At 72.2% G+C, this 25,528-nt stretch carries 22 protein-coding genes and 1 pseudogene; 8 read left to right on the forward strand and 15 right to left on the reverse strand.

Annotated elements, in window-relative coordinates:
• Window position 1: 1 nt before the first annotated feature.
• Window positions 2-988, reverse strand: coding sequence for a hypothetical protein (locus tag AB0B35_RS38160; RefSeq protein WP_361055608.1), 987 nt, complete (start codon window positions 986-988; stop codon window positions 2-4).
• Between the two features lie 40 nt (window positions 989-1,028).
• A complete protein-coding gene (locus tag AB0B35_RS38165; protein ID WP_361055611.1) occupies window positions 1,029-2,879 on the reverse strand; it encodes a M48 family metallopeptidase in 1,851 nt (616 codons plus the stop codon).
• A 164-nt stretch (window positions 2,880-3,043) separates the two neighbouring features.
• On the opposite strand from AB0B35_RS38165, the pseudogene AB0B35_RS38170 reads away from it, so the two are divergent.
• A pseudogene (locus tag AB0B35_RS38170) lies at window positions 3,044-3,826 on the forward strand (PHP domain-containing protein); the annotation flags it as partial.
• A gap of 177 nt (window positions 3,827-4,003) precedes the next feature.
• Here AB0B35_RS38170 and AB0B35_RS38175 read toward each other — a convergent pair.
• On the reverse strand, window positions 4,004-4,948 hold the full coding sequence (locus AB0B35_RS38175) for a DMT family transporter (protein ID WP_361055614.1): 945 nt from the start codon (window positions 4,946-4,948) through the stop codon (window positions 4,004-4,006).
• Between the two features lie 121 nt (window positions 4,949-5,069).
• Here AB0B35_RS38175 and AB0B35_RS38180 point away from each other — a divergent pair, with 121 nt between their 5' ends.
• Window positions 5,070-6,740: a DUF885 domain-containing protein gene (locus AB0B35_RS38180; RefSeq protein ID WP_361055617.1), complete on the forward strand. Its 1,671-nt coding sequence runs from the start codon at window positions 5,070-5,072 to the stop codon at window positions 6,738-6,740.
• Between the two features lie 153 nt (window positions 6,741-6,893).
• Here AB0B35_RS38180 and AB0B35_RS38185 read toward each other — a convergent pair whose 3' ends face one another.
• The 4 genes from AB0B35_RS38185 to AB0B35_RS38200 form a co-directional block, all read right to left on the reverse strand.
• Window positions 6,894-8,081: an ABC transporter permease gene (locus AB0B35_RS38185; RefSeq protein WP_361055662.1), complete on the reverse strand. Its 1,188-nt coding sequence runs from the start codon at window positions 8,079-8,081 to the stop codon at window positions 6,894-6,896.
• Between the two features lie 161 nt (window positions 8,082-8,242).
• Window positions 8,243-8,908 carry an ABC transporter ATP-binding protein gene (locus AB0B35_RS38190; protein ID WP_361055665.1) on the reverse strand — a complete coding sequence of 222 codons (666 nt, stop codon included), beginning with the start codon at window positions 8,906-8,908 and terminating at the stop codon, window positions 8,243-8,245.
• Window positions 8,909-9,015: 107 nt separating this feature from the next.
• Window positions 9,016-10,065, reverse strand: a complete 1,050-nt coding sequence (locus tag AB0B35_RS38195) for a peptidoglycan-binding domain-containing protein (RefSeq protein ID WP_361055620.1) — start codon at window positions 10,063-10,065, stop codon at window positions 9,016-9,018.
• Complete coding sequence (locus AB0B35_RS38200; protein WP_361055623.1) at window positions 10,062-10,580, reverse strand: hypothetical protein; 519 nt, start codon at window positions 10,578-10,580, stop codon at window positions 10,062-10,064. Before AB0B35_RS38200 ends, AB0B35_RS38195 begins: the two co-directional genes overlap by 4 nt.
• Before the next feature lie 187 nt (window positions 10,581-10,767).
• On the opposite strand from AB0B35_RS38200, the gene AB0B35_RS38205 reads away from it, so the two are divergent.
• A complete protein-coding gene (locus AB0B35_RS38205) occupies window positions 10,768-11,424 on the forward strand; it encodes a response regulator transcription factor (RefSeq protein ID WP_361055626.1) in 657 nt (218 codons plus the stop codon).
• A complete protein-coding gene (locus AB0B35_RS38210; RefSeq protein WP_361055629.1) occupies window positions 11,421-12,548 on the forward strand; it encodes a HAMP domain-containing sensor histidine kinase in 1,128 nt (375 codons plus the stop codon). Before AB0B35_RS38205 ends, AB0B35_RS38210 begins: the two co-directional genes overlap by 4 nt.
• Before the next feature lie 80 nt (window positions 12,549-12,628).
• On the opposite strand, the gene AB0B35_RS38215 is transcribed toward AB0B35_RS38210, so the two are convergent.
• From AB0B35_RS38215 to AB0B35_RS38245, 7 genes are all read right to left on the reverse strand, one after another.
• Complete coding sequence (locus AB0B35_RS38215; protein WP_361055632.1) at window positions 12,629-13,153, reverse strand: hypothetical protein; 525 nt, start codon at window positions 13,151-13,153, stop codon at window positions 12,629-12,631.
• A gap of 15 nt (window positions 13,154-13,168) precedes the next feature.
• Window positions 13,169-14,374, reverse strand: a complete 1,206-nt coding sequence (locus AB0B35_RS38220; protein WP_361055635.1) for an ABC transporter permease — start codon at window positions 14,372-14,374, stop codon at window positions 13,169-13,171.
• The gene (locus AB0B35_RS38225; RefSeq protein WP_360523118.1) at window positions 14,371-15,105 is read right to left on the reverse strand and encodes an ABC transporter ATP-binding protein; all 735 of its coding nucleotides are present in this window, start codon (window positions 15,103-15,105) and stop codon (window positions 14,371-14,373) included. The genes AB0B35_RS38220 and AB0B35_RS38225 overlap by 4 nt, the downstream gene beginning before the upstream one ends.
• Window positions 15,102-16,268 carry an efflux RND transporter periplasmic adaptor subunit gene (locus AB0B35_RS38230; RefSeq protein WP_361055638.1) on the reverse strand — a complete coding sequence of 389 codons (1,167 nt, stop codon included), beginning with the start codon at window positions 16,266-16,268 and terminating at the stop codon, window positions 15,102-15,104. The genes AB0B35_RS38225 and AB0B35_RS38230 overlap by 4 nt, the downstream gene beginning before the upstream one ends.
• A gap of 279 nt (window positions 16,269-16,547) precedes the next feature.
• Window positions 16,548-18,221, reverse strand: a complete 1,674-nt coding sequence (locus tag AB0B35_RS38235; protein WP_361055641.1) for a HAMP domain-containing sensor histidine kinase — start codon at window positions 18,219-18,221, stop codon at window positions 16,548-16,550.
• Window positions 18,218-18,955 carry a response regulator transcription factor gene (locus AB0B35_RS38240; protein ID WP_361055644.1) on the reverse strand — a complete coding sequence of 246 codons (738 nt, stop codon included), beginning with the start codon at window positions 18,953-18,955 and terminating at the stop codon, window positions 18,218-18,220. The genes AB0B35_RS38235 and AB0B35_RS38240 overlap by 4 nt, the downstream gene beginning before the upstream one ends.
• A gap of 121 nt (window positions 18,956-19,076) precedes the next feature.
• Window positions 19,077-20,399 carry a biotin/lipoyl-binding protein gene (locus tag AB0B35_RS38245; protein ID WP_361055647.1) on the reverse strand — a complete coding sequence of 441 codons (1,323 nt, stop codon included), beginning with the start codon at window positions 20,397-20,399 and terminating at the stop codon, window positions 19,077-19,079.
• Window positions 20,400-20,543: 144 nt separating this feature from the next.
• Here AB0B35_RS38245 and AB0B35_RS38250 point away from each other — a divergent pair, with 144 nt between their 5' ends.
• Window positions 20,544-21,122: a hypothetical protein gene (locus tag AB0B35_RS38250; protein ID WP_361055650.1), complete on the forward strand. Its 579-nt coding sequence runs from the start codon at window positions 20,544-20,546 to the stop codon at window positions 21,120-21,122.
• A gap of 137 nt (window positions 21,123-21,259) precedes the next feature.
• Here the strand turns inward: AB0B35_RS38250 and AB0B35_RS38255 are convergent, their stop codons facing one another.
• Window positions 21,260-21,841 carry a TetR/AcrR family transcriptional regulator gene (locus tag AB0B35_RS38255; protein WP_361055668.1) on the reverse strand — a complete coding sequence of 194 codons (582 nt, stop codon included), beginning with the start codon at window positions 21,839-21,841 and terminating at the stop codon, window positions 21,260-21,262.
• A gap of 169 nt (window positions 21,842-22,010) precedes the next feature.
• Here AB0B35_RS38255 and AB0B35_RS38260 point away from each other — a divergent pair, with 169 nt between their 5' ends.
• The 3 genes from AB0B35_RS38260 (at window position 22,011) to AB0B35_RS38270 (ending at window position 25,404) form a co-directional block, all read left to right on the forward strand.
• The gene (locus AB0B35_RS38260; RefSeq protein ID WP_203694681.1) at window positions 22,011-22,463 is read left to right on the forward strand and encodes an SCP2 sterol-binding domain-containing protein; all 453 of its coding nucleotides are present in this window, start codon (window positions 22,011-22,013) and stop codon (window positions 22,461-22,463) included.
• Window positions 22,464-22,513: 50 nt separating this feature from the next.
• Window positions 22,514-23,725 (forward strand): acyl-CoA dehydrogenase family protein, encoded by a 1,212-nt coding sequence (locus tag AB0B35_RS38265; RefSeq protein ID WP_360523136.1) that lies wholly within the window; start codon window positions 22,514-22,516, stop codon window positions 23,723-23,725.
• Window positions 23,726-23,838: 113 nt separating this feature from the next.
• Window positions 23,839-25,404, forward strand: coding sequence for an AMP-binding protein (locus tag AB0B35_RS38270; RefSeq protein WP_361055653.1), 1,566 nt, complete (start codon window positions 23,839-23,841; stop codon window positions 25,402-25,404).
• The last annotated feature ends 124 nt before the right edge of the window (window positions 25,405-25,528 follow it).

Raw genomic sequence — 25,528 nt, forward strand, 5'->3', positions numbered from 1 at the left:
ACTACTTGATGTTCTGGATCATGACCGCGATCAGGCCCGCCACCACCGGGGAGAGCACCACCAGACCGGCCTTCAGCTCGCCGAACGTGGTCTGGTCCAGCCCGAGCAGCTTCTCCAGCTTCGCCTTGTTCTCGGCCGCCTCGATCAGCTCGCCGGTCGCCACCTCGTCGAGCGAGAAGTGCCGCTCCAGGTAGAGCTGGCCGCGGCGGCGCAGGGTCGCCGCGGTCGGGGCGAACATCGCGCCCACCACGAACGAGGCGACCACTCCGGAGTAGAGCACCACGCCCTTGTCCAGCGCCGCGCCCCAGTCGAGCGCGGCCGCGTTGACCGCCATCACCAACAGCACCAGGATGCCGAGCTGGCTCATCATGCGCGCGCACATCCGGCGCAGCCGCAGCAGCGCGTCCAACTGCTGGCCGGGCGTGCCGGGCAACGGGTCCGCGACCACCTGCTTGACCGCGGCGAGCGTGGCCGCACTGGTCAACCCGCCGAAGATGGCCAGGGCGGACAGCGCCACCCCGCGGCTCGTCAGGTTGTCCGCGCCGCTGTCGCTGCGCAGCACGAACGGCGTCGCGTAGACCAGTGCCCCGGCGAGCACGAGCACGCTTCCCACGGAAAGCCACACCCGCCGTTTGACGATGACGTGTAGGCGGCGCACCTCCGCCCACCGGGACAGGCCGAACCCGAATGCCTCCCCGGCGGCCGCGCCCAGCAGGGCCGCGACCACGACGAACGTCATCGGGTGCTTCGGACTGCTCCAGGCGATGCCCGCGCCGATCAGCGCTCCGACAAGCATGGTGAGCAGGCGGAAGTCGCCGATCGACCAGCCGCGTTCCTCGCGCGCCTCGGCCTCGTGCGCGGCGGCCACGACACCTCCGTGCGGGACGGACCGGGCCGGCTCGCCGTAGTCGAACGCCGCGACCAGGCCGCCGGACGGTGCGGCCGGCTCGGCGGGGTGGTGCGGGTCGGGCTGGCGTTGCTGGATCACGCGATACTCTCCCGTCGGCATCGGCTCGACCGGCATCCGGTCACTCCCCGGCGAACTGTGCGAACACCTCGTGCAGCACCTCGCGGCTCTTCTTGTGCAGCTCGTCGCCGGTCCACGACTCCTTGAGCTCGATGCTCCGTCCATCGTGGAGCTCGATCGTGGCACGGATCGGCACCTGCTTGACGATGGTCACCTTGCGGACCTCCTCGTACGGCACGAAGCGGTTCATCTCGGCGATCTTGGCCACCGGCATCGAGGCCATCATCGCCTTCATCCGCTTGGTGCCCTCGTCCTTGTCGCCCTTGGTCGGCACCGCGATCAGCCCGTTGTCGAGCACCAGCAGGTCGGCCTCGCCGCCGTCGAAGGTGACGTTGCCCAGGCCCGCGATGACGTCGCCGCCACGGGCGGTGGCCGTCGCCTCCACCACCACCGCCGCCGTGATCTCGATGCCCAGCTCACGAAGCTGGTCGACCGCCAGGGCCGTGGTCGCCGGAACGACCGCCAGCTTCGCGATCGGCGCGAGGTCCAGCGGCTTGCCGTCGAGGCCGAGCAGTTCGGCGGAGTCGGTCCACGACGCCTGCCAGGTCGCCCGGTCCGAGCGCACCGCGGCCAGCATCAGCAGCTGCTCCAGCACGTCGGCGAACTTGGCTGCGGCCTCCTTGCGGGTCGCGTTCTCGTAGAAGGCCTCACCGAGTTCGCCCGCCCGGCCCGCCGCCATCGCGTCCATCACCTCGTACAGGCCGACGACCGGGCGGTTCATCCGCCGGGCCAGCTCGCGGAAGATGTTGTCGGCGGTCTCCTGCAGTCGGCGGCTCGCGGTCGCCGCGGTGAACTGCGGCCAGGGCAGCACCTGCCGCCCCTCGGTCCGCACCGAGAGCCGGTGCAGGTGGCCGCTCATGGTCGGCAGGTCGGGGATCAGGTCGGTGGCGCGGCGGCGGTCGTTGCTCGGCATGCCCTCGGGCAGCGCGTTGATGGCGGCGATGCGCACCGCCAGCGGCGGGTGGGTGTTCCAGCGCGAGCCGGTCTCCCGCTTGGCGGCCTCCGGACGCAGTCGCGCGATCTCCTCCTCGCGGGCCGCCAGCATCTCGCCGAAGCCGGCGAACACGTTGTCCGGCAGCATGCCCAGCTCGGCCCCGGGGCCGACGTAGCGGTTCAGGTAGAAGGCGTACGCCATGTCGACGACCGCAATCTCGGTCAGCGCCGCGACGGCGGCCTGCCGGCCCGCCAGCCGCACCGAGGCGGCGTCGGCCTCCAGCTCCTGGCGGCGCGACACCGCGTTGTCCACCAGCAGGTATGCCCGCGCGTAGAGGCGGATCGGCCAGCCCGCGACGTTCCACTTGCCGATCCGGCCGATCGCGCCCTCCATGGCGATACGCCCGCGGTAGGCCACCGCGCCCAGCCGCAGGTGCGCCTCGGAGTAGTGGCCCAGCTCGTGGGCGAGCACCGCGCGCAGCTGGTCGACGTTCAGCGCCTGCAGCACCGGCAGGCCGACGTAGAGGTAGCGGCGGCCCGGGATGAGCCCCAGCAGGCGGGAGTGTTCCGACACGGCGGCGTTGACCTCGGGCACGATGCGCAGCTCGTCCGGGGCCCGGGTGCCGACGCCCTCGGCCAGCCGGCGCACCTCGGCCCACAGCTGCGGGGCCTGGTCGGGGGTCACCACCACGCCGGGCATGGGCTCGTTCTTGAACCGGACCGCCTGCCACAGCGCCCAGCCGACACCGCCGACGATCGCGACGAACAGCGGCGCGGTCACCTTCACCGCCAAGGCCGCCGGGCCCACGGTGATCAGCCAGACGGCGAACGCCACCGAGGCCAGGAACTCCACCAGGACCAGTACGAAGAAGCCGATCAGCATCAGCACGCTGAACAGCGCGCGCATACCCGCTTTCATGGCACATCCCTCCCCGTGCGCCCGGACCGCTCGTGCCGCGGGCATCTCACCGCGTCACGCGGCGTGCCGGACCTTATCGCGGCCCTCTGACCGCGACAATCCCCTTCCCCGCCTGGGGTTTGCGGGCATGCGGCTAGCCTGTCGGGGTGAGCGGATCAGGTGGGCTGCGGGAGCTGCTGCGCGGGGACTGCCATGTGCACACCGACTGGTCCGACGGGGGCGACCCGCTGGAGACGATGGTCGCCGCGGCGGCCGCGCAGGGCCACGACTACGTGGTGCTGACCGACCACTCGCCCCGGCTGACCATCGCGCACGGGCTGTCCCCGCAACGGCTGCGCCGCCAGCTCGACGCGGTCGCGGCGGTGAACGAGACGCTGGCGGGCACCGGGTTCCGGGTGCTGACCGGGATCGAGGTGGACATCCTGCCCGACGGCAGCCTCGACCAGGAGCCGGAGTTGCTGGCACAGCTCGACGTCGTGGTCGGCTCGGTGCACAGCGAGCTGCGGATGGACAAGCCGAAGATGACCCGGCGGCTGCTCGCCGCGCTGGCCCAGCCGCACCTGGACATCCTGGGCCACTGCACCGGCCGCAAGCTGCCCGTGGTGACCGACGCGCGGCACGCGTCCCGGGGCGGCGCGCCACGGCGGCGCGCTCCGAGCAGCTTCGACGTGGACGCGGTGTTCGCCGCGGCGGCCCGGCACGGTAAGGCCATCGAGATCAACTCTCGGCCGGACCGGCTCGACCCGCCGTCGAACCTGCTGCGCAAAGCGGCCAAGGTGGACGGCCTGCGCTTCGCGATCAACACCGACGCCCACGCCGTGGCGCAACTCGACTGGCTGGGCAACGGCTGCGCCCGCGCCGAGGCGGCCGGCATCACCGCCGACCGGATCGTGAACACGCTGCCCGCGGCCGAGTTGCTGGCGTGGACCCGTACCCACCAGGCCTGACGAGCGCGCCCAGCCGCCGACCCGCACCGGGCCCGACCACCGGGGCCCACTGCCTTGATCGCTCGACTTGCCAGGCAGGTGGGGGAATGGCCGGTCAAGATACGCACAGGTGCCAGGCAAGTCGAGCGATCTTGGTGCACCACGCGCCCGCACCGCACCGCGGCCCGCGCGGGCGAGTCAGCGGCGACGGGAGAGGGCGCCCTGGGCGACGGCCACGCCGAGCAGCACGATGAGCGCGCCGACGGGCTGGTTCCAGTGCAGGGACTCACCCAGCACCAGGATGCCGAGCAGGGTGGCCACCACGGGGACGAGGTAGGTCACGTACGCGGCGGTGGACGCGCCGGCGGCCGTGATCACGCGCATGTTCAGGGCGAACGCGATGCCGCTGCCGAACACGCCCAGCGCCACCACCGAGCCGATGACCGGCCAGGACAGGCTGGTCACCGCGGGCGGCGGGCCGGAGACCAGCAGGGCGGCCAGCACCGAGGCGAGTGCCGCGACCGCGGTCTGCACGAACGCGAGCGACACCCCGGACGGCCGCGTGCCGCCGAAGTCGCGGCCGGTGACGAAGCGCTTGAGGTACGGGATCGACACGCCGTAGCAGGCGGCCGCCGCCCCGCACATGAGCTGCCCACTAAGCGAGGACGCTCCGGCGTCGTGCCAGAAGCCGAGCACGATGAGCACACCCGCGAAGCCGAGCAGCAGGCCGGCCGCGGCGCGGGCGGTGAACTTCTCGGTGCGGAACACCAGTACCGCGAACGGCAGCACCCACAGCGCGGTGGTGGCGTTCCAGATGCCGGCGACCAGGCTGTCGACCCGCTCCTCGCCGTACGCGAAAAGGGTGAACGGCAGCGCCACGCCGACCACTCCCGGCAGCAGCATGTGACCCCACAGCCGGCGGTCGCCCGGCAGCCGCTGCCCCGCGATGAGCAGCAGCGCCAGCAGCGTCAACGCGCCGATGACGATCCGGCCGGCGGCCACCCAGGTCGGGTGCAGCTCCCGTACACCGATCTTGATGAAGATGAAGCTGGAGCCCCAGATGACCGCGTTCGCCGCGAATGCGGGCAACCAGGCTGACCTGGTGGCGGACGCGGTGGTGTCAGGAGCGATAGTGGTCGTCACCCCTGACACATTGCCAGAGTCGCCGGGTCCCGGGCCAGCGAGTTCCGGACATCGGACGGCTGATTCGCGCCACGACTAAGTCGCCTGCGCACGGTCGGTCCGGTCGGCTAGGTTTCCACGCATGGGACGAGTTGATGACCTGGCCGATCGCTATGTCGACGAGTGGGCGCCGCTGAGCCCCACCGGCGCCACCTATGTCGGTATCAGCGGCTATGACGACAAACTGGATGACCTCTCCGCGGACGGCTTCGCCGCCGGCGCCGACCTGGAACGCCGTACGCTGGCCGAACTCCGGTCGATCGAGCCTGAGAACGAGCGCGAGTTCGTCGCCAAGGAAGCCATGGTCGAGCGGCTGGAGCTGGGCGTCGCCCGGTTCGACGCGGGCGAGGTGACCAGCGAGCTGAACGTGATCTCCAGCGCGCTGCACAACCTGCGGGCCACGTTCGACCTGATGTCGACCGACAGCGAGGAGGCGGTGGCGAACATCGCCGCCCGGCTCAACGCCTTCCCCACCCCGCTCGCGCAGTACCGGCAGACCCTGCTGGACGCCGCGCGCTCCGGCAAGGTCAGCGCGCGCCGCCAGATCGAGGAGGTCGCCAAGCAGTGCGACATCTGGACCAGCGCCGACGGTGACGACTTCTACTTCGGCCTGGCCCGGCGCATCGAGGCCGACGGGGCGCTGCGCGCCGAGCTGGACCGCGGCGCGGCGGCCGCGAACGAGGCGACCCGCGAGTTCGGGGCGTTCCTGCGCACCGAGATGGCCCCGCTGGGCCGCGAGAAGGAGGCCGCCGGGCGCGAGCGCTACGAGCTGGCCTCGCAGTACTTCCTCGGGGCCCGGGTGGACCTGGACGAGACCTATGCCTGGGGCTTCGAGGAGCTGCACCGGCTGGAGACCGAGATGCGTGCCGTGTCCGCGGTCATCGCGGGCCCCGGCGCGTCGATCGACGAGGCGGTCGCCAAGCTCGACGCGGACCCGAAGTACCGGATCCAGGGCAAGGAGCAGTTCCGCGACTGGATGCAGCAGCTCGCCGAGAAGGCCATCAACGACCTGAACGGCACCCACTTCGACATCCCCGAGGCGATCCGGCGCATCGAGTGCTGCATCGCCCCGACCAGCGACGGCGGCATCTACTACACCGGCCCGAGCGAGGACTTCAGCCGTCCCGGCCGGATGTGGTGGGCGGTGCCGCAGGGCGTCAACGACTTCTCCACCTGGCGTGAGGTGACCACGGTCTACCACGAGGGCGCTCCGGGCCACCACCTGCAGGTCGCCCAGGCGGCGTACCAGGCGGACAAGCTCAACCGCTGGCAGCGGCTGCTGAGCTGGTCCTCCGGCCACGGCGAGGGCTGGGCGCTGTACAGCGAGCGCCTCATGGACGACCTCGGCTACCTGGCCGACCCCGCCGACAAGCTCGGCATGCTCGACGGGCAGGCGTTCCGGGCCGCCCGCGTCATCGTCGACATCGGCATGCACCTGGAGCTGGAGATCCCGCGCGACAACCCGTTCGGCTTCCACCCCGGTGAGCGGTGGACCCCCGAGCTGGGCTGGGAGTTCCTGCGGGCGCACTGCCGGATCGGCGACGAGACGCTGCGCTTCGAGCTCAACCGCTACCTGGGTTGGCCGGGCCAGGCTCCGGCGTACAAGGTCGGCGAGCGGATCTGGCTGCAGGCCCGCGACGACGCCAAGGCCCGCAAGGGCGCGGCGTTCGACCTGCGCCAGTTCCACTCCGACGCGCTCGACCTCGGCTCGCTCGGCCTGGACCCGCTCCGCAAGGCCCTCGCCCGCCTCTGACCCGGGACAGGACGAAGGAAGGGCACCTTCTTATCGCTACGCGTATAAGAAGGTGCCCTTCCTGACATCGCCTGCGGGATGAGCTGGGCGGGCACGACCTGCGGAGTGTCGCCTCCCATCGGGTGGCCGCGCCTCGCGGCCGACCGCGCACGATCACGGCGTGGCCAGCGCCTCGGTCGGCGACAGGCGTGCGGCACGGATCGCCGGGTAGAGCCCGGCCACTCCGCCGATCAGCAAGGTGGCGCCCAGGCTGCCCAGGGTCGCCCAGGCCGGCACGACCCCGGGCCAGCCCTGGAGCAGGGCATAGGCCGCGGTGACCGCCCCGCCCAGCAACACCCCGCCGACTCCGCCAAGCGCCGCGAGCAGCAGCGATTCCGTGAGGAACTGGCCGCGTACCTGCCCCCGGGTCGCCCCGAGCGAGCGGCGCAACCCGATCTCGGCCCGCCGCTCCAGCACCGAGATGACCATCGTGTTGGCCACCCCAACGCCGCCGACCAGCAGCGCGACCGCGCCCAGCCCCAGCAGCAGCCCGGTGAACGCCTCGTCAGTGGCCTGCTGCGCGGCCAGCGCGTCCGACGGCCGGGACACCTTGACCTCGTTGGGGGCCTCCGGGTTCGCGGTCGCCGCGAGCACCTCGCGAACCGCCTCCACCTGCGACTCCGCCGATCGGGTGTAGACCGTGGTGGCGTGGCCGTCGAAGGCGAGGTAGGACTCGGCCGCAGGCCAGCCGACCAGCGCCGCGGTGTCCAGCTCGGCGGCCAACGGCACCGGCCGGAGGATGCCGACCACGGTGAACCAGCGGCCGCCCAGCCACACCTGCCGGTCCGGCCCCGCCTCGGTGACGCCGAGGCGGCCGGCCGCGGTCGCCCCCAGCACCGTCGCGGGGTAACGGGCCGTCGCCGCGTTGAGCCAGGCACCGTCGGCCAGTTCCGCGCCGACCGTGGCGGGCAGGTCCAGGTCCGTGGCGCGTACGCCCAGGCTGCCGCTCTCCGCCTGGGGGATACGGTCACTGCGGTAGACCTTGGTGTCGATCCGGCCCACCGCGGACACGTCGGTGACCGGGCCGATCCGCTCGATCATCGTGGCCGCCTCCAACGGCAGCTTCGCGTCCTGCCCGAACAGGTTGCTACCCGGGCTGACGGTGAGCAGGTTGGTGCCGAGCCGGTCCAGGGTCCGGTCCAGCTCCGCCCGCGACGACGCGGAGATGCCGACGACGGCGACCATCGCCGCGATCCCGATGGCGATCCCCAGCGCGGACAGCAGCGCCCGGGTCGGCCGGGTACGCAGCCCGATCGCCCCCACCCGCACCAGATCCGCCCACCGCAGCCGCGGGGCGGCCAGGCCCGGCCCTCGCCCTTGATCATCGGACTTGCCTGGCACCTGTGCGTATCTTGACCGTCCTTTCACCCGGTTGCCTGGCAAGTCGGACGACCTTGGTGAGGCCGCCGCCCGGGTCGCGGCTGGCGAGCCGCCCGCGGGGGCGGGGGTCGTGTCGCGGGCGCTCATGTGAGGGCCTCGGTGATCAGCGCGCCGTCGCGCAAGGCGATCATGCGGGGAAAGGACGCGGCGATCTCCCGGTCGTGGGTGATCACGACCAGCGTGGTGCCCGCCGCGTTGAGTTCGCGCAGCAGGTCCAGGACCACTTCGCCGGAGTGCGAGTCCAGGTTGCCGGTGGGCTCGTCGGCCAGCAGCAGCGGCGGGTCGCCGACCACGGCCCGGGCGATGGCGACCCGCTGCCGCTCGCCGCCGGACAGCTCGTGCGGCCGATGGGTCAGCCGGTGCGCCAGCCCGACCCGGTCCAGCGCGGCGGTCGCCCGCTCCCGGCGCTCCCGCAGCGGCACGCCCGCATAGAGCAGTCCGTCGGCGACGTTGTCCACGCAGGACGTCCCCTGCGCGAGGTGGAACTGCTGGAACACGAACCCGATCCGGCTGCCGCGCAGCGCGGACAGCTGCCGGTCCGACAGCTCGGCCAGGTCGTACCCGTCGATCTCGACGCGGCCGCCGGACGGCCGGTCCAGCGCCCCGATCATGTGCAGCATCGTCGACTTGCCCGAGCCGGACGGCCCGACGATCGCGGCGGCCTCGCCGCGCTCGATCCGCAGACTCACCCCGGCCAAGGCGGTCACCCCGCCGGGGTAGACCTTGGCAACGTCGCTGAGGGCGATCATCGCGCCGCCGGTGCCATCCGGCGTCGCGGTGGTTCGGCTCGGCCGACCAGGGGGTACGCCGACCGCGACGGCAGCGGACCGGCCCGCCCGATCCGTGTTGGCGCCGGTCATGACGGCATCCCGACGACCGCGCCCTCGGCCAGTCCGTCGCCGCTGACCTCGACCCGCCCGGCCGCGAACAGCCCGGTCTCCACGGCGACGATCCGGCTCCCACCGCCCTCGACGACCTCGACGCCGTAGCCGCCCTCGGCCAGCGCGAGCAGCGCCGCCACCGGCACGGTCAGCACACCCGCACGGGTCTCCGCGGTGAAGTCGACGTCGACGGCCGCCTGGTGGAAGCCCTGCACCGCGTCCTTCGCGGTCAGTGCCACGGTGACCTCCAGGTTCGTCGTCGGATCGGCCCCGTTGACGCCCGGCGCGATGACGGTCTGCACCGCGCTGACCTTGCCGGGCACCCGCCTGCCGTCGGGCAGTTCGACCTCCACGGCCGCGCCGGCCACGGCCAGCCGCTCGTCGGCGACCTCCAGCTCCACCACGACGGCGCGGTCCACCCCGCTGCGGGTGAGGATCGGCGTGCCGGGCTGCACCAGGTCACCGACGGCCGCGCCGAGCGCGTCCACCCGCACCTGCCCGGCCGCGTACACGACCCGTCCCGGCTCGACCGTCCCGGTCTCCGGCAGTCCCAGGTCCTCCTGCCACCGCCGCACCGCGCTCGCCGTCGAGGCCGTGTACTCGCGGTCCACGGTGAAGCCGGTGTACCCGAGCGCCTTCAGGTTCTGCTCCAACTGCTTCACGTCCGCGCCCTCGGCCCCGTCGCGCAGCTGCCGATAGGCGGGCAGCGGCCCGTAAAGCAGCACCACCGGCTGGTCGTCGAGGCGGAACAGGGGCTTTCCCCGACCGATCACCGCGCCCTCCGCGGCCAGCCAGGTGACCGTGCCCGCGCTGCGCGCGCCGACGGTGTGCTCGGTGCCGTAGCCGAGGGTGCCGCTCTTCGTCTCGGTGTCGGACAGCGTCTGCCGGGTCACCGTGGCCGTCCCGGCCGGGCCCGACGCGGCCGCCTGCTCACCACCGGACAACCTGGGCAGGCCCACGGCCAGGCCCGCCGCGGCGGCGACCGCCAGCACGGCGACGCCACCGACCAGGTAGCGAGCCTTCACTTGCCACCGCCGCCCTTGAAGTCCGGCACGATCGCCCGGCACTTCTCCAGCGCCTTGGTGAAGGCCGGGCTGGTACGCCACTGGCCGAGCGCACCGTCCAGCCGCAGCTTGCCGGTGTCGTCGGGCTCCGGGAACTCCGGCACCCCGTTCTCGCGCATGCACTTGGCGAAGACCCGCAGCTTCTCCACCTGCTCGGGGTCGAACTGCACCGCCTCGCCACCGTTGGGCAGCAGCGTCTTGCACGCCTCCATCGCGGGCTGCAGCTTGTCCTTGTCGATCTTCGCGAGGTCGGCCCGCATCTGGTCACCCGGCTCGGGGTCGGGCATGTCCACGCCGTGCTCGCGCATGCAGGCAGCGAACTTCCGTCCCTGCTCCTGCTTGTCCAGCGCCGCCGCCGTGGCCGACGCGCGGACCCCGCCCGCGGTCGCCACGCCCTCGTCCTTCGTCCCGCCGCACGCCGCCAGCGCCGGCACACACGCCAGCACCGCCGCGACGGCCATCACTCTCATCCTCATGCCGCCATCAGACCGGCCCTCGCATAACCCCCACGTAAACCGCGACCGGACGCCCGGCCGCGGTGATCGTCCGACTTGCCGGGCAGGTGGGCGAATCTTGAGCGCCGATACGCCCGGTTGCCAGGCAAGTCGGGCGATCATGATCTTGGTTATGCGGGGGTTACCCGGGGGCGGGCATCATTGCCGGGTGCGGGTGCTGGTGGTGGAGGACGAGGACGTGCTGGCGGACGCCGTGGCCGAGTGGCTGCGGCGGGAGGCGTTCGCGGTGGACGTGGCGTACGACGGGGACGCGGCACACGAACGGCTTGCGGTGAACCCGTACGACGTGGTGGTCCTCGATCGTGATCTGCCGGGGGTGCCCGGGGACGAGCTGTGCCGCCAGATCTCCGATCGGCTGCCGCAGACGCGGGTGCTGATGCTGACCGCGGCGGCGGCCGTACGCGAGCGCGTCGCGGGGCTGGCCCTGGGCGCGGACGATTACCTGGTCAAACCGTTCGCGATGGTCGAACTGGCGGCGCGGGTGCACGCGCTCGCGCGGCGGGCGGTCGTGAAGAACCCGGCCGTGCTGCAGCGGGCCGGCATCGTGCTCGATCCGGCCCGGCGCACCGCCGAACGCGGCGGCCGCGATCTCGGCCTGGCCCGCAAGGAGTTCGCGGTGCTGGCCGAGCTGCTGCGCGCCGACGGTGCCGTGGTCTCCGCCGAGCAGCTGCTCGAACGGGCCTGGGACGAGCACATCGACCCGTTCACCAACGTGGTACGGGTGACCGTGATGAAGCTGCGGCGCAAACTCGGCGAGCCGCAGCCGATCGAGACCGTCGCCGGAGTGGGGTACCGCATACCGTGAACAGGCTGACCATCCGCGCCCGGCTGACCCTGCTCTATGTCGTGCTGTTCACCGTCGCCGGGCTGGCCCTGCTGGCCATCACGTACTTCCTGGTGCGGTGGCAGATGAACGCCAACCCGTTCGACACCAAGCTGATCGTCACCGACCTGCTGAAGACCGGTGGCGACTTCAAGGCGCTGCGCGAGCTGCTGCAGGCCAAGACCGAGGAGTCCAACAACGCGACCCTCACCACGCTGCTCACCCAGGGCGGCATCGCGCTCGCCCTGGTGCTGACCGCCGCGACCGGTGTCGCCTGGGTGCTCGCCGGGCGGGCCCTGCAGCCGCTGCACCGCATCACGGCGACCGCGGGCCGCATCGCGGCGAGCGCCGGGGGCCGCGGGCTGCACGAGCGGATCGCGCTGAAGGGGCCGAAGGACGAGGTCAAGCAGCTCGCCGACACGTTCGACGCGATGCTGAGCCGGCTCGACCACTCCTTCGACGGGCAGCGGCGCTTCGTCGCGAACGCGTCGCACGAGCTGCGTACGCCGCTGGCGCTGAACCGGGCGCTGGTGGAGCTGGCCATCACCCGCCCCGAGGCGAGCGCCGACGCGCGGCAGCTCGGCGACGCCCTGCTGAAGGTCAACGAGCGCCACGAGCGGCTCATCGACGGGCTGCTGATGCTCGCCGACAGCGAGCACGAGGTGGCCGAGCAGACCTCGGTCGACCTGGCCGACGTCGCCGAGTATGTGCTGGAGGCGCTGCCCGCGGGCGGGCCCGTGGTGACCAGCCTGCTCGACCCGGCTCCGGTCACCGGGGACCCGGTGCTGCTGGAGCGGCTGGTGCAGAACCTGGTCGAGAACGCCGTCCGGCACAACGTGCCCGACGGCTGGCTGCGGGTGGAGACGACCACCGTGGACGGGCGGGCCAGGCTGATGGTGGTTAACAGCGGGCCGGTCGTGCCGGCGTACGAGCTGGAGTCGATCTTCCAGCCGTTCCGCCGCCTCGGCCGGGAGCGGGTCGGCGGCCCGTCCCGCGGCCTCGGCCTGGGCCTGTCCATCGTGCGCGCCATCGCCCAGGCCCACCGCGGCACCGTCACCGCCACCCCCCGCCCCGGCGGCGGCCTCACCCTCACCACCACCCTCTGACCCACTAGATCGCTCGAGTTGCCTGGCAAGTGGGCGAATGGGTGCTCAAGATACGCACACCTGCCAGGCAAGTCGAAAGGTCATGAACCCGCGGCCGTGATGGTGGTGGCGGTGACGGTGGTGTCGGAGGTGGTGCCCTGGACGGTGATCTCGGTGCCGGTGGTGAGGTCCTTGAGGGTGGACTTCTCGGTGGTCTGGACCGTGGTGGTGTCTGCGGTCTTGACGGTGAGCAGGCGGCCGTCGGAGGTCTCCAGGTAGACGGTGGTGCCGTCGACCAGCTTGATCTTTCCGGTGATCGGCGCGGCGGCGGGTTGCTGACCGCCCTGCTGGCCGCCGGGGAAGGCGCCGTTGCCGCCGCGGAGACCGCCCGGCCGGTTGCCGGTGGCTCCGCCGGGAGCCGCGCTGCTGGCGGCGGGCGTGCCGAAGTTCTGCTGGACCTGGATGCCGGCGAGGAAACCGCCGCAGGTCAGCACCAGTGCGAGCAGGGTGCCCGTGCTGCGGGTCAGCCACGGGCCGCGTTTGGCCTTCGCCAGGCCCGCCACCAGGTCGTCCATCGGCGCTTCCACGGTGACGTCCGGCTCCTGCGTACGGATCGCGTGCTTCATGAGGTTCAGGGCTCCTTACTCGTACCGCAGGGCGTCGATGGGGCGCAGGCCGGCCGCCCGGCTGGCCGGGTAGCTGCCGAAGAACAGGCCGATCGCCACGCAGACGCCCAGCGCCAGGACGACCGAGTCGGGCATGACCACCGGTTTGATGCCGACGATCTCGAAGTTCGCGCCGATCAGCGCCGCCGCGACCCCTAACCCGCCGCCGGCGAGGCTGAGCAGCGTCGCCTCGATCAGGAACTGGGTGAGGATGACCCGGCGCGGCGCGCCCAGCGCTTTGCGGATGCCGATCTCCCGGGTCCGCTCGGTCACCGAGACCATCATGATGTTGGTGATGCCGATGCCGCCCACGACCAGCGAGATCCCGGCGACCGCGCCCAGCAGCACGGTGAACGTCTCCGCGGTCGCGGTGCGGGTCTCCAGCAACTGAGAGGCATCCCTGATCTGGTACGGCGTGCTGCTCGCGCCGTCCGCGACGTGCATCTTCGCGTTGAGGATCGCGGTGATCTCGGCCTTCGCCGCGGCCACGGCGTCCGCGTTCACCGCCTCGACGGTGATCGACGAGACGGGCCCGTACCCGGTGAGCGAGCGCTGCACCGCGGGCAGCGGCGCGATCGCCACGTCGTCGGGGTCGTTGAAGCCGGTCGAGCCCTTCTTCGCCAGCACGCCGACCACCGAGTAGATCTGCCCGGCGATGCCGATCCGCTGCCCGACCGGGTCCACGGTGCCGAACAGCTCCTCGGCGGTGGTCGGCCCGAGCACCACGACCCGCGCGGCCTGGTCCACGTCCTCCTCGGTGAACCCCGAGCCGGTCGCGACCAGGCTGTTGGACGCGGAGAAGTACGACGGGTACGTGCCGATCACCGAGTTGACGTCGTACGACGCGTCGCCGAAGGTCAGCGTCTGCGCGCTGCTCACCACCGGCGAGACGCTCTTGACGTCGGGCGCGGACTCCTTGTCCTGCAGCGCCTTGACGATGTCGAGGGTCAGGTCGGTGCGGTAACCGGTGTTCCCGCCGCCCCGCCCACCCTGCACGGTCAGCGTGTTCGTGCCGAGCGCGGCGAGGCTGTCCTCGACCTGCTTGGCCGAGCCGTTGCCGACCGCGACCAGCAGGATCACCGCCGCGACACCGATCAGGATGCCCAGCACGGTCAGTCCCGAACGCAGCTTGTTGGCGGCCACCCCGCGCAACGCGAACCCGAAGATCTCGAAGACACTCATGCGGGGACCCCCACGGGCGCGATGTCGCGGCGGCGGACGTCGGAGACGACCAGGCCGTCGACGAGGCGGATGGTGCGGTGGGCGTGGGCGGCGACCTCGTCCTCGTGCGTGATCAGCACGATGGTGCGGCCCTGCGCGTTCAGCCCGTCCAGGATGCTCAGCACGTCCTTGGTGGAACGGCTGTCCAGGTTGCCGGTCGGCTCGTCGGCCAGCAGCAGTGCCGGTTGGCTGACCAGTGCGCGGGCCACCGCGACGCGCTGCTGCTGGCCGCCGGAGAGCTGGTTGGGGTCATGGTCGGCCCGGTTGGCCAGGCCCACCATGTCCAGCGCGGCGAGCGCGCGTTCGCGCCGCACCGCCGGTTTGATCCCGGCGTACGCGAGCGGCAGCTCCACGTTGGCCAGCGCGCTGGTCCGGGCGATCAGGTTGAACGACTGGAACACGAAGCCGATCCGGCGGTTGCGCACCAGCGCCAGCTGCGACTCGTTCAACTCGCTGACGTCCACCCCGTCCAGCCGGTACGTGCCCGAGGTGGGCACGTCCAGGCAGCCGAGGATGTTCATCAGCGTGGACTTGCCTGAGCCCGAGGAGCCCATGATGGCGACGTAGTCGCCGGGCGCGACGGTCAGCGAGACCCCCGCGAGGGCGTGCACCGCCGTCTCGCCCTCGCCGTACGTCTTGACCAGGTCGACGACCTCCAGCACAGGCCGTTGCCCGCGGCCGGGGGCCGTCATCGCCCACCACCGCCGCCACCGGGACGGTTGCCGGTGTTGCCGCCGAAGCCGCCGCCGGTGAAGCCGCCCGGCCCGCCGCCGGGGAACTGCTGCTGGTTGCCGGTGCCGCTGGTCACGGTGGCCAGCACGACCTGCTCACCGACGCTCACCCCGGACACGATCACGGTGTACGCGTCGCCCTTGAGCCCGATCTCGACGGCCCGGGTCTCCTGAACGCCGTCCTTGACCACGGTCACCGTGGTCCGGCCGCCGGCCGTGCGCACCGCCGCGGCGGGCACGTAGACCGCGTCGGCCACCTCGTCCACGGTCACCGACAGGCTCACCGTCTGCCCCAGCCGGGTGCCCTCCGGGATGCTGTCCAGCAGCACCTCGATCGGGTACGTCACCGTGTTCCCGCTGGACGCGGTCGGCGAGATCGCCGAGACCTTGCCGGTCGCGGTGGCCCCGGTCAGCGCGTTCCAGGTGACCTTGGCCGACTGCCCGACCTTGAGCCGGGTCGCGTCCGCCTCGGCTACCCCGGCCGTGACCTGCAGCTTCGTCAGGTCGGCTAGCTGCATGAACCCGGATCCGCTCGACGACGAGGACGACGAGCCGTTGCCGCCGCCGGACGAACCGCCCGAGGAGCCGCCGACCGCGCCGCTGATCGCCACCACGGTGCCGGCCATCGGGGCCTTGAGCACCGTGCCGTCGACCGCGCGCTGCGCCGCGGCCAGCGCCGACTCCGCCTGGTCCACCTGGTTCTCGGCGTTGGCGATGCTGCTGTCGTCGCCGCCGTCCTCGGCCCGGTCCAGCGCGTCACGGGCCGCGTCGAGGTTGCGCGCCGCGGTCTGCCGGCTCTCCTTGACCTCGGTCGCGTCGACCGTCGCCAGCACCGCGCCCTTGGCGACCCGGTCGCCCACCTTCACCTTGATGGCGGTCACGGTGCCGCCGGTGGCGAAGTCGGCCGACATGAGGTTCGCCGACTCGATCGACCCGTCGGCGGTGACCGTCGCGGTCACCGTGCCCTGGGCCACCGCCACCGTGCGCGTCGTGTTCGCCTCCGCCGGCGCCGCGTCTCCGCTGATCATGAAGTACGCCCAGGTGCCGCCACCGACCAGCAGCAGCCCGAGGGCACTGTTGAGCAGGGTCGTCCGCCCGAGCGGGATGGCTCGCCGCAATCGCATGGCACGCATCGTCGCGAGCCGCCCTCGACGCGACCTCCGGCCAACCTCGGAATGAGCTTGGAGCTGCGAGCTGCGGCGAGCCACGTCTCACGTCGCGTCGGCACCTCGGCCCGCCGCGCGAGTGGGTACCTCGTGGTCGGCTTACATCTTTTTTGATGTGGGCACATCAAAAAAGATGTAAGCGCGCCGTAGCACATGTGTCCGCAGGGCAGGCCCCGAACACCGCCCGCGCCCGCAGCTGCGCCGACCCGGCGGCAGGGCACCCTGGGTGCGATGCCGTCAGGTGTCCAGTGGCAGCAGGACGCGGAACGTCGAGCCGACTCCCGGCGACGTGGCCAGTTCGATGCGGCCGCCGTGGGCCTTCACGATCGCCGAGGCGATGGCCAGGCCCAGGCCCGCGCCGCCGTGGCTGCGGGCCCGGTGCGGATCGGCGCGGTAGAGGCGCTCGAAGATGCGGGCGGCGTGCTCGGGCGGCACTCCGGGCCCGGAGTCCTCGACCTCGATCACGGCGACCGGCAGGTCCGGGTCCAGCTCGGCGCCCACCGCTGCGACCACGGGGCCGCTGTCGCGGGCCATCGGCAGCTCGAACACCTCGTCGGCGGGCTCACCACCGCGATGGTTCACCCGCAGGGTGACCCGGGCGTCAGGCGGGGTGTGCTGGAGCGCGTTCGCCACCAGGTTCGTCACGACCTGGCGCAGCCGATGCTCGTCGCCCTGCACGCTGACCGGCTCGAACCCGGCCAGTTCCACGTTGCGGCCGGGGGTGCGCACGTGCGCGTCCCGGACCGTGTCGGCCGCGACCGCCAGCAGGTCGACGCGGGACTGCTGCAGCGGGCGCTCCTCGTCCAGCGCGGCCAGCAGCAGCAAGTCCTCGACCAGCAGGCCCATCCGCGCGGCCTCCTGCTCGATGCGGGACATCGTCTCGTCCAGCTCCGGGCCGGGCGGCGAGCCACCGCGGCGGTACAGCTCAGCGAAGCCGCGGATCGAGGTGAGCGGGGTACGCAGTTCGTGTGAGGCGTCCGCAAGGAACTGGCGCAGCCGCTGCTCGGAGGCGGCCCGCGCGGTCACCGCCGCCTCGATACGCGACAACATGGTGTTCAGCGCCAGGCCGAGGCGGCCGGGTTCGGTGTGCGGGTCGGGGTCGGGCACGCGGGCCGTCAGGTCGCCGCCGGCGATCTGCGCCGCGGCGTGCTCCATGTTGGTCAGCGGCCGCAGCCCGATCCGGACCACGGTGTACGCCGCGAAGCCCAGCACCAGCAGCACCAGCGCGCCGACGCCCAGCCCGATGAGCAGCATCAGGTTCGCGGTGGCGGCGACCCGGTCGAGCGAGATGGCACCGACCCGGAACTCCCCGTCGAACGTACGGTTCACCACGACCCGGAACTTCTGGCCCGACGTGTTCTCGACGGTGAACGGCGCCTTCGTGTTCTCGGCCGGGAACGGCTTGCCCGGCTCCCGGCCGATGGCCGGCCCGGCGTTGTCCTGCAACTGTGCGAGCGTCAGCACGGGAAGGTCGGCCAGCGCGATCCCGTTGGTGGCACAGCGCTGCAACCGGCCGTCGGCGCTGTACAGCAGGCCCGCGGCGTCGTCGCCGACCGGTGGCACCCCGCGGTTGGCGCCCGTCTCGGGTGTCTCGCAGACGACCTCGGCCGAGGTGGGCGTCTGCCCGGACGGGCTCGCGCTGTTCGACGGGCTCGGCTGCGGCGTGGGCGTGGCGGCGGGACGGCCGGGCTGCTGGCTGGGCGTCGAACCCCAGCCGGAAGGATTTCCCCGCCCCTGGCCCCACGCGATCGGCAGTCGGTGCAGGTCCTCGTCGAGCTGCTGGGCCAGGTAGTGGCGCAGCGTCGTGGCGGCGACGAAGTCGGTGACGAGCAGGGCCACCCCGGCGAGCGCGACCACCGCGACCACCATCCGGGTGCGCAGGGTCCATCGCCGCCACGGTGGGCGGATCATTCCTGGCCACCTCGGGGCAGCCGCAGCGCGTACCCGACACCACGCACGGTGTGGATCAGCGGCGGATCCCACTTGTCGACCTTCTTGCGCAGGTAGTAGACGTACGACTCGACGATGCGGCCGTCGCCGCCGAAGTCGTAGCTCCACACCCGGTCCAGGATCTGCGCCTTGGACACCACCCGGCCCGCGTTGACGAGCAGGTAGCGCAGCAGGTTGAACTCGGTCGGGGACAGGTCGACGAGCTTGCCGCCGCGGCGCACCTCGTGCGCGTCCTCGTGCAGCTCCAGGTCGGCGTAGCGCAGCACACCGCTGTCGGCCTGCTCGCCGCCGGGGCGGCTGCGCCGCAGGATGGCCCGGATGCGCAGCACGACCTCCTCCAGGCTGAACGGCTTGGTGACGTAGTCGTCCGCGCCGACGGTCAGCCCGGAGATCCGGTCCTCCACGGAGTGCCGGGCGGTCAGGAACAGCACCGGCACCAGGGCGTTGTCCTGCCCGCGGCCATCGGCGCGCAGCTGCCGGGCGACCTCGAAGCCGTCCAGGTCGGGCAGCATCACGTCGAGCACGACCAGGTCGGGTTGGAACTCCTCGGCCGCGATGAGCGCGTCCCGGCCGGTGTGCGCGACCCGCACGTCGAACTCGACCAGGCGCAGCGTGGCCGACAGCAGCGCGCAGATGTTGGCCTCGTCGTCGACGACCAGCACCCTGGTCCGTGCCCGCTCCTGCTGCTGCGTCACCGTCAACTCCCTGCTACCTCGTCACTGCCTGTGAGCTCGTTGTATCCGTCCTACCTCGGAGAATCCTGAGAACACCGTCGGAGCCCCGTGAATGTCACCAAGATCGCTTAGGGCGGTGGGGTCAGGAGCGGGCGTTGAGGCGTACGGTCTCGTTCTCGGTGAGGCCGGAGAGGATCTCCACGTCGCCGTCACCGCGCAGGCCGATGCCCACGGTGCGGGTGGTGCCGTCGGGAAGCTTCACCTCGCCGGTCCCGTCGCCCGTGACCCGGACGGCGGATTGGGGCAGGAGGAGGCCTTCGGCTCGATCCAGGACGACGCCGGCGGTGGCGCTCTGACCGATGAGCAGGCCTTCCGGTGCTCCGTCGAAGGCGAGCAGCACGTGGTAGCGGACCAGGGTGCCGGAGGCGGTGCCGGTGGCGGCGACCTGGGCGATGGTGGCGGGCAGGGTCTCGTCCGGGCGGTTGGCCAGGGTCACCGTGGCGGGCTGGCCGACGGCCAGGCTCACCGCGTCGGCCTCGGCGAACTCTGCCTCGACCATCATCGTGGCGACGACGCCGAGCGTGATGAAGGTCCCTGTGCTCACCTTGTCGCCCGCCTTGCCGCCGACGCTGAGCACCTTCGCGGCCACGGGCGCCGTGATGGTCGTACCGGCCAGATTGCGCTCGGCCTTGGCCAGGTCTGCCTCGGCCTTGTTCACCGCGACCTGCGCGGAGTAGATCGCGTCCCCGCCGCTGCCGCGCCCGCCGTTCGCCCCGCCGGCGCCGTTCGAGGACCCGCCGTTCGACGAGCCGCCGGACGAGCAGGTGCCGGAACCGGTGCTCGGTGCGGGTGTGCGGGACGGAGCGGCGGTCGGCCTGGGGGAGGCGGACGCCGACGGTGACGGCGACGGGCTGCTCGACGGCGAAGGGGACGGTGAGGCCGTGGCACTGACCGTGGTCGACGCGCTCGCCGTGGTCCGGTGGGTGAGGAGCACGGCCGTCACGGCGCTGACCGAACCGTCGGCCCGAGCGCCGTACGCCGCGCCGCGCGCCGAGGTGCAGCCGGTCGAGCTGTCCTCGCTGTCGGTGGCGGCCTCGGCGTCGGTCAGCGCCTGCTCGGCCTCGGACAGCGCGTTGACCGCGTCGTCGCGGGCCTCGCGCGCGTCGGCGTCGTCGATCGTCGCGAGGTCCTGCCCGACCGCCACCTCGTCACCGGGCTTGACCAGGACCGAGGTGAGCGTGCCGGCGATGGAGAAGGCCAGCTCACGGCTGGCGACCGGGGACACCTTGCCCGATGCCGCGACCGATGAGGTGACTTCGCCCCGCTGCACGGCGACCGTCGCCGCGGCCGCCGGGGCCGGGTCACCGCCCTGCACCGCGACCACCGTCACGACCGCGGCGGAGATGAGCACCGCCGCGCCCGCGGCCACCCATCGCCGCCGTCTTGCGCGCACCACGAACGTCATGGCCGGGAGTCTCGCGGCCGCCGCTCGGTGATCGCTTCAGCTAACCTCGGAGCCACCTCAAAGCCGTCACTCCCAGCCCATTCTGAGGTTCGGTCGAGCAAGCCCCGAGCCGCGGCGCGCAGGCTCGCGCCCGTGAAGACGCCGATGAGACAGACCCGCGCGGCCCTCACCGCCGCCGTCGCGATCGCCGTACTCGGCCTCGCCGCGGCCTGCGGTTCCGCCGACGACCCCGCCGGCCGGCCCGCGTCCGGCACCGAGACGAGCGGGTTCGCCGCGTACGCCGCGTGCCTGAAGGAGCAGGGGGTCACCCTGCCGGAGGGCTTCGGCCAGGGCCAGGGCCAGGGCAGACCGTCCGGCATGCCGACCGTCCGGCCGTCGGGCTTCCCCAGTGGCCGGCCTACGGCGCGGCCGAGTGGGCAGCCGGGAGGTTTCGGCGGCCCCGGCGGGGGTATGCGGGCACCGGACGGCGTGGACGCCGAGAAGTGGCAGCAGGCACAGCAGGCTTGCGCAGCGATACGCCCCAGCGGCGGACCCGGTGGAGGCTTCGGCGGCAACCGGGGCGACAACGGGGCCAACGCGGCGTACCGCAACTGCCTCGCTGAACGGGGTGTGGAGTTCACACCCGGGCAGCAGCTCGCGACCGCCGATCCGAAGGTGGCGGCGGCGATGCAGGCCTGTGCCGTGCTTCGTCCCACCACCGCGCCGAGCCCGGCGGCGAGCTGACCGTTTCTCCCAGCCCGCCGGGCTGGTGTGGACCGGAGCCGGTCCTGGCGGTGCCGTCCCCCCGTGCGGCACCGCCGGACCGGCTCCCCGAAGACGAAGGGCGCTCACCGCGGTGAGCGCCCTTCTCGTGTGCGAGGTCAGGCAGGGGGCCGCCAGGACACCCCGCGCATGAGCTGGTCAGCGCCGAGCCAGACCGCGTTCATGAGGCGCGTCGCCGTACGCCCCGGGTCTTCGTCGGGGTGGTCGGCGAGCCAGTCGGCGAGCGACTCGCTCGCGCCGACCAGCGTCAGGGCCATCGCAGTCAGGTCGTCGGGTTTGACCTGCCGCCCCTCCAGGCGCAGCGCGCCGTCGAGCCGGTCGGTGATCACCTCGACCACGGACTCCCGCATCGCGGCCACCTCCACCGAGAACGGCTGCTGGGTGCGGGCCTGCCGGTAGAGCACCGACCAGCCGTCGCGGTGCGCGCCGACGAACTCGAAGAAACCTTTGAGCCCTCGCCACAGTTGCTGGTCCGGAGGGAGGGTGGGATCGGCCGCGGCGGCCAGGCCCGCGACCAGGCGCGCCGACTCGCGGCGCAGGCAGGCGATGAACAGTTCCTCCTTGGTGCCCAGGTACGCGTACACCATCGGTTTGGACACGCCGGACAGCTCGGCGATCTCGTCCATGTTGGCGTGGTGGAAGCCCCGGCGGGAGAACACCAGCACGGCGGCGTCGAGCATCTGCTGCTCACGCTCCGCGCGCGGCACCCGGCCGCGGGGCGTGTCCGCGGGACGGGCCGCGGTCGGCGCGTCGTCGCCTGAGGGAAGTGAGCTGTTCTGCACCTTGCCAGCCTACCTACTCCGTCGTAAGGTTACGCACGAGTAAGTTTCAATGGTTATGGAGGACATCATGGCCGAGTTCAACCTGTCCGACTTCAGCTCGCTCGACCCGGCGCAGTTCGCCTCGCTGGTCAAGAACGCCTCCGACGCCCAGCTGAACGAGGTGCTCGGCGGCGACCTGCGGACCAAGGTGCTGGACGAGATCTTCCGCCGGATGCCCGGCCTGTTCCGCCCCGAGCGTGCGGGCAACACCGAGGCGGTCATCCACTGGATCATCACGGGTGCGCCCGGCGGCGGCTCGGACACCTACGAGCTGGTCATCGCCAATGGCGCCTGCGCACTTTCGGAGACGCCGTCGCACGAGCCGAAGCTCGCCGTGACGGTCGGCCCGGCCGACTTCCTCAAGCTCGTCTCCGGCAACGGCAACCCCGTCATGATGTTCATGAGCGGCAAGCTGAAGGCCAAGGGCGACCTGGCCCTGGCCGCCAACATCGCCAACCTCTTCAACATCCCGAAGGCCTGAGCATGACCGCCCCCCTCAGGCGGGATACGCCCCGGACGGGGGCATAAGACGTGGAGTTCTCGCTTGATCTGAACGAGGAGCAGCGGGATCTGCGGGACTGGGTGCACGGCTTCGCCGAGCAGGTCGTGCGCCCGGCCGCCGCGGAGTGGGACGAGCGGGAGGAGACTCCCTGGCCCGTCATCGCGGAAGCCGCCAAGATCGGCCTGTACGACTTCGAGTTCCTCGCGAACCTCTGGGCGGACCCGAGCGGCCTGTCCATGTGCATCGCCAGCGAGGAGCTGTTCTGGGGCGACGCCGGTATCGGGCTGGCCATCATGGGCACGTCGCTGGCGGTCGCCGGGATCTTCGGCTCCGGCACCCCCGAGCAGATGGCCGAGTGGGTGCCGCAGTGCTTCGGCACCAAGGAGGACCCGAAGGTCGCCGCGTTCTGCTCAACCGAGCCCGAGGCCGGCTCCGACGTGGGCGCGATGCGCACCCGCGCGGTGTACGACCAGGCCACCGACGAGTGGGTGCTGACCGGGCAGAAGGCGTACGCCACCAACGGCGGGATCGCCAACGTGCACGTGGTCACCGCCGTCGTGGACCCGGAACTCGGCTCGCGCGGGCAGGCCGGCTTCATCGTGCCGCCGGGCAGCAAGGGCCTGCACACCGCCCGCAAGCTGCGCAAGCTCGGCATCCGCGCCTCGCACACGGCCGACGTCTTCCTCGATGAGGTCCGGGTCCCCGGCAACTGCGTGCTCGGCGGCAAGGACCGGCTCGACGAACGGCTCGCGCGGGCCCGCGCGGGGCAGCGCTCCTCGGGGCAGGCCTCGATGCGCACGTTCGAGCTGTCCCGGCCCGCGGTCGGCGCGCAGGCGCTGGGCATCGCCCGGGCGGCGTACGAGTACGCGCTGGAGTACGCCAAGACGCGGGTGCAGTTCGGCAAGCCGATCGTGGAGAACCAGGCGGTCGCGTTCGCGCTGGCCGACATGCGCATGGAGATCGACGCCGCGCGGCTGCTGGTGTACCGGGCAGCCTGGATGGGCCGCAACAACCGGCCGTTCACGGCGGGCGAGGGCTCCATGTCCAAGCTGAAGGCCGGCGAGGTCGCGGTGTCGGTGACCGAGAAGGCGCTGCAGATCCTGGGCGGGGCGGGCTACCTGCGCGAGCACCCGGTGGAGCGGTGGTACCGGGACGCCAAGATCTACACGATCTTCGAGGGCACGAGCGAGATCCAGCGCCTGGTGATCGCCCGCGCCATCACCGGGGCCTCACTGCGCTGACGCTTCTCACACATAGACGGCGGTCCGTTTCGGCGGGCCGCCGTCTTCACTTTTTAGTTACCGCTCAGTAATATCCGGGTAACCCTGACGATCGAACGAGAGGCCTCACCGTCGTGGACCTGCTCTTCATTGTCCGTACCCTGGCCCGCCGCGGGCTGCTCAGCCCCGGCAGCCCGACCCGCGTCGCCGACCAGCTCAACACCCTGCGCCGGTGGGGCTTCACGCTCGCCGGCGAACTGCGCGCCGCCGAGGCCCGCGACCCGCACCGCCCCGCGATCATCGACGAGCACCGCGGGGCGATCACGTACCGCCAGCTCCTGCACCGGTCCCAGCGCCTGGCCGTCGCGCTCGGCGGCACCCGGGGCGTGGCTCCCGGCGTACGCGTCGGGCTGATGTGCCGCAATCACGCCGGCCTGATCGAGGCCATGGTCGCCTGCTCGCTGCTCGGCGCGGACGCCGTCCTGGTCAACACCGCGCTGTCGGCACCGCAGCTCACCGCGGTGGCCGAGCAGCAGCAGCTGCGCCTGCTCATCCACGACCGCGAGTTCGCGCCGGTCGCCGCGGCCGCGCCGTGCGAGCGGCTCGACGAGTCGCGGGTCGACGCGCTGCTCGCCGAGACCCCGCCGCAGGGCCGCTGGTCCGACGTCAGCCGGGCCGGCCGCACCATCGTGCTCACCTCCGGCACCACCGGCGCGCCCAAGGGTGCCCGCCGGCCCACCCCGCCCGGCTTCGGACCGCTGGTCTCGATCATCGACCGCATTCCGCTGAAGGTCGGCGAGCGCATCCTGATCTCCGCACCCCTGTTCCACACCTGGGGGTACGCCGCCCTGCAGCTCTCCCTGGCCATGCGCGCCACCGTGGTGCTGCAGCGCCGGTTCGACCCGGTCGCCACCGCGCACGCCGTCGACGTGCACGGATGCACCGCCCTGTTCGCGGTGCCGGTCATGCTGCAACGGCTGGTCGAGGCCGGGGCGGTGCCCACCAAGCCGCCGCGCATCGTCGCGGTCAGCGGATCAGCCCTGCCCGGGGGCCTGGCCACCCGGTTCATGGACACCTGGGGCGACTGCCTCTACAACCTGTACGGCTCCACCGAGGCATCCTGGGCGTCCATCGCCACCCCCGCCGACCTGCGCCGCGACCCCGGCACCGCGGGCCGCCCGCCGCACGGCACCCGGATCGCGATCCTCGACCCGACCGGCCTGCCCGTGCCCCGCGGCCGGATCGGCGAGATCCACGTCGGCAACGAGATGCTGTTCGAGGGATACACCCGCGGCCCCGGCATCCCGCCGCCGTCCGGCGACCGCCCCGACGGCATGCTCGGCACCGGCGACCTGGGCCACCTCGACGCCGACGGCCTGCTGTACGTCGACGGCCGCGCCGACGACATGGTCGTCTCCGGCGGCGAGAACGTCTTCCCGCGCCCGGTCGAGGAGCTGCTCACCGAGCTCCCGCAGGTCCGCGAGGCGGCCGTGATCGGCGTCCCCGACCCCGAGTACGGCCAGCGCCTGGCCGCCTACCTGGTCCTGCACCCCGGCCAGCACCTCGACCGTGACGAGGTCCGCGAGTACGTCCGCCACTACCTGGCCCGCTTCAGCGTCCCCCGCGACGTCCACTTCGTCCCCGAACTCCCCCGCACCGCCACCGGCAAGGTCATCCCCCGCCTCCTGCGCAACCTGTGACGGACAAAGGAAGGGCACCTTCACAACGCGGTGGATTCCAGTGGTCGTTGCAACACTGCTGGTTAGTTGGTGGTGTTGAGCAGTTTGGTGAAACGCTCGGCTGGGGTGTCCCAGCCGAGCGTTT

Origin of the sequence: Catellatospora sp. NPDC049133 (assembly GCF_040648455.1) — a bacterium.
Classification (GTDB): domain Bacteria; phylum Actinomycetota; class Actinomycetes; order Mycobacteriales; family Micromonosporaceae; genus Catellatospora; species Catellatospora aurea.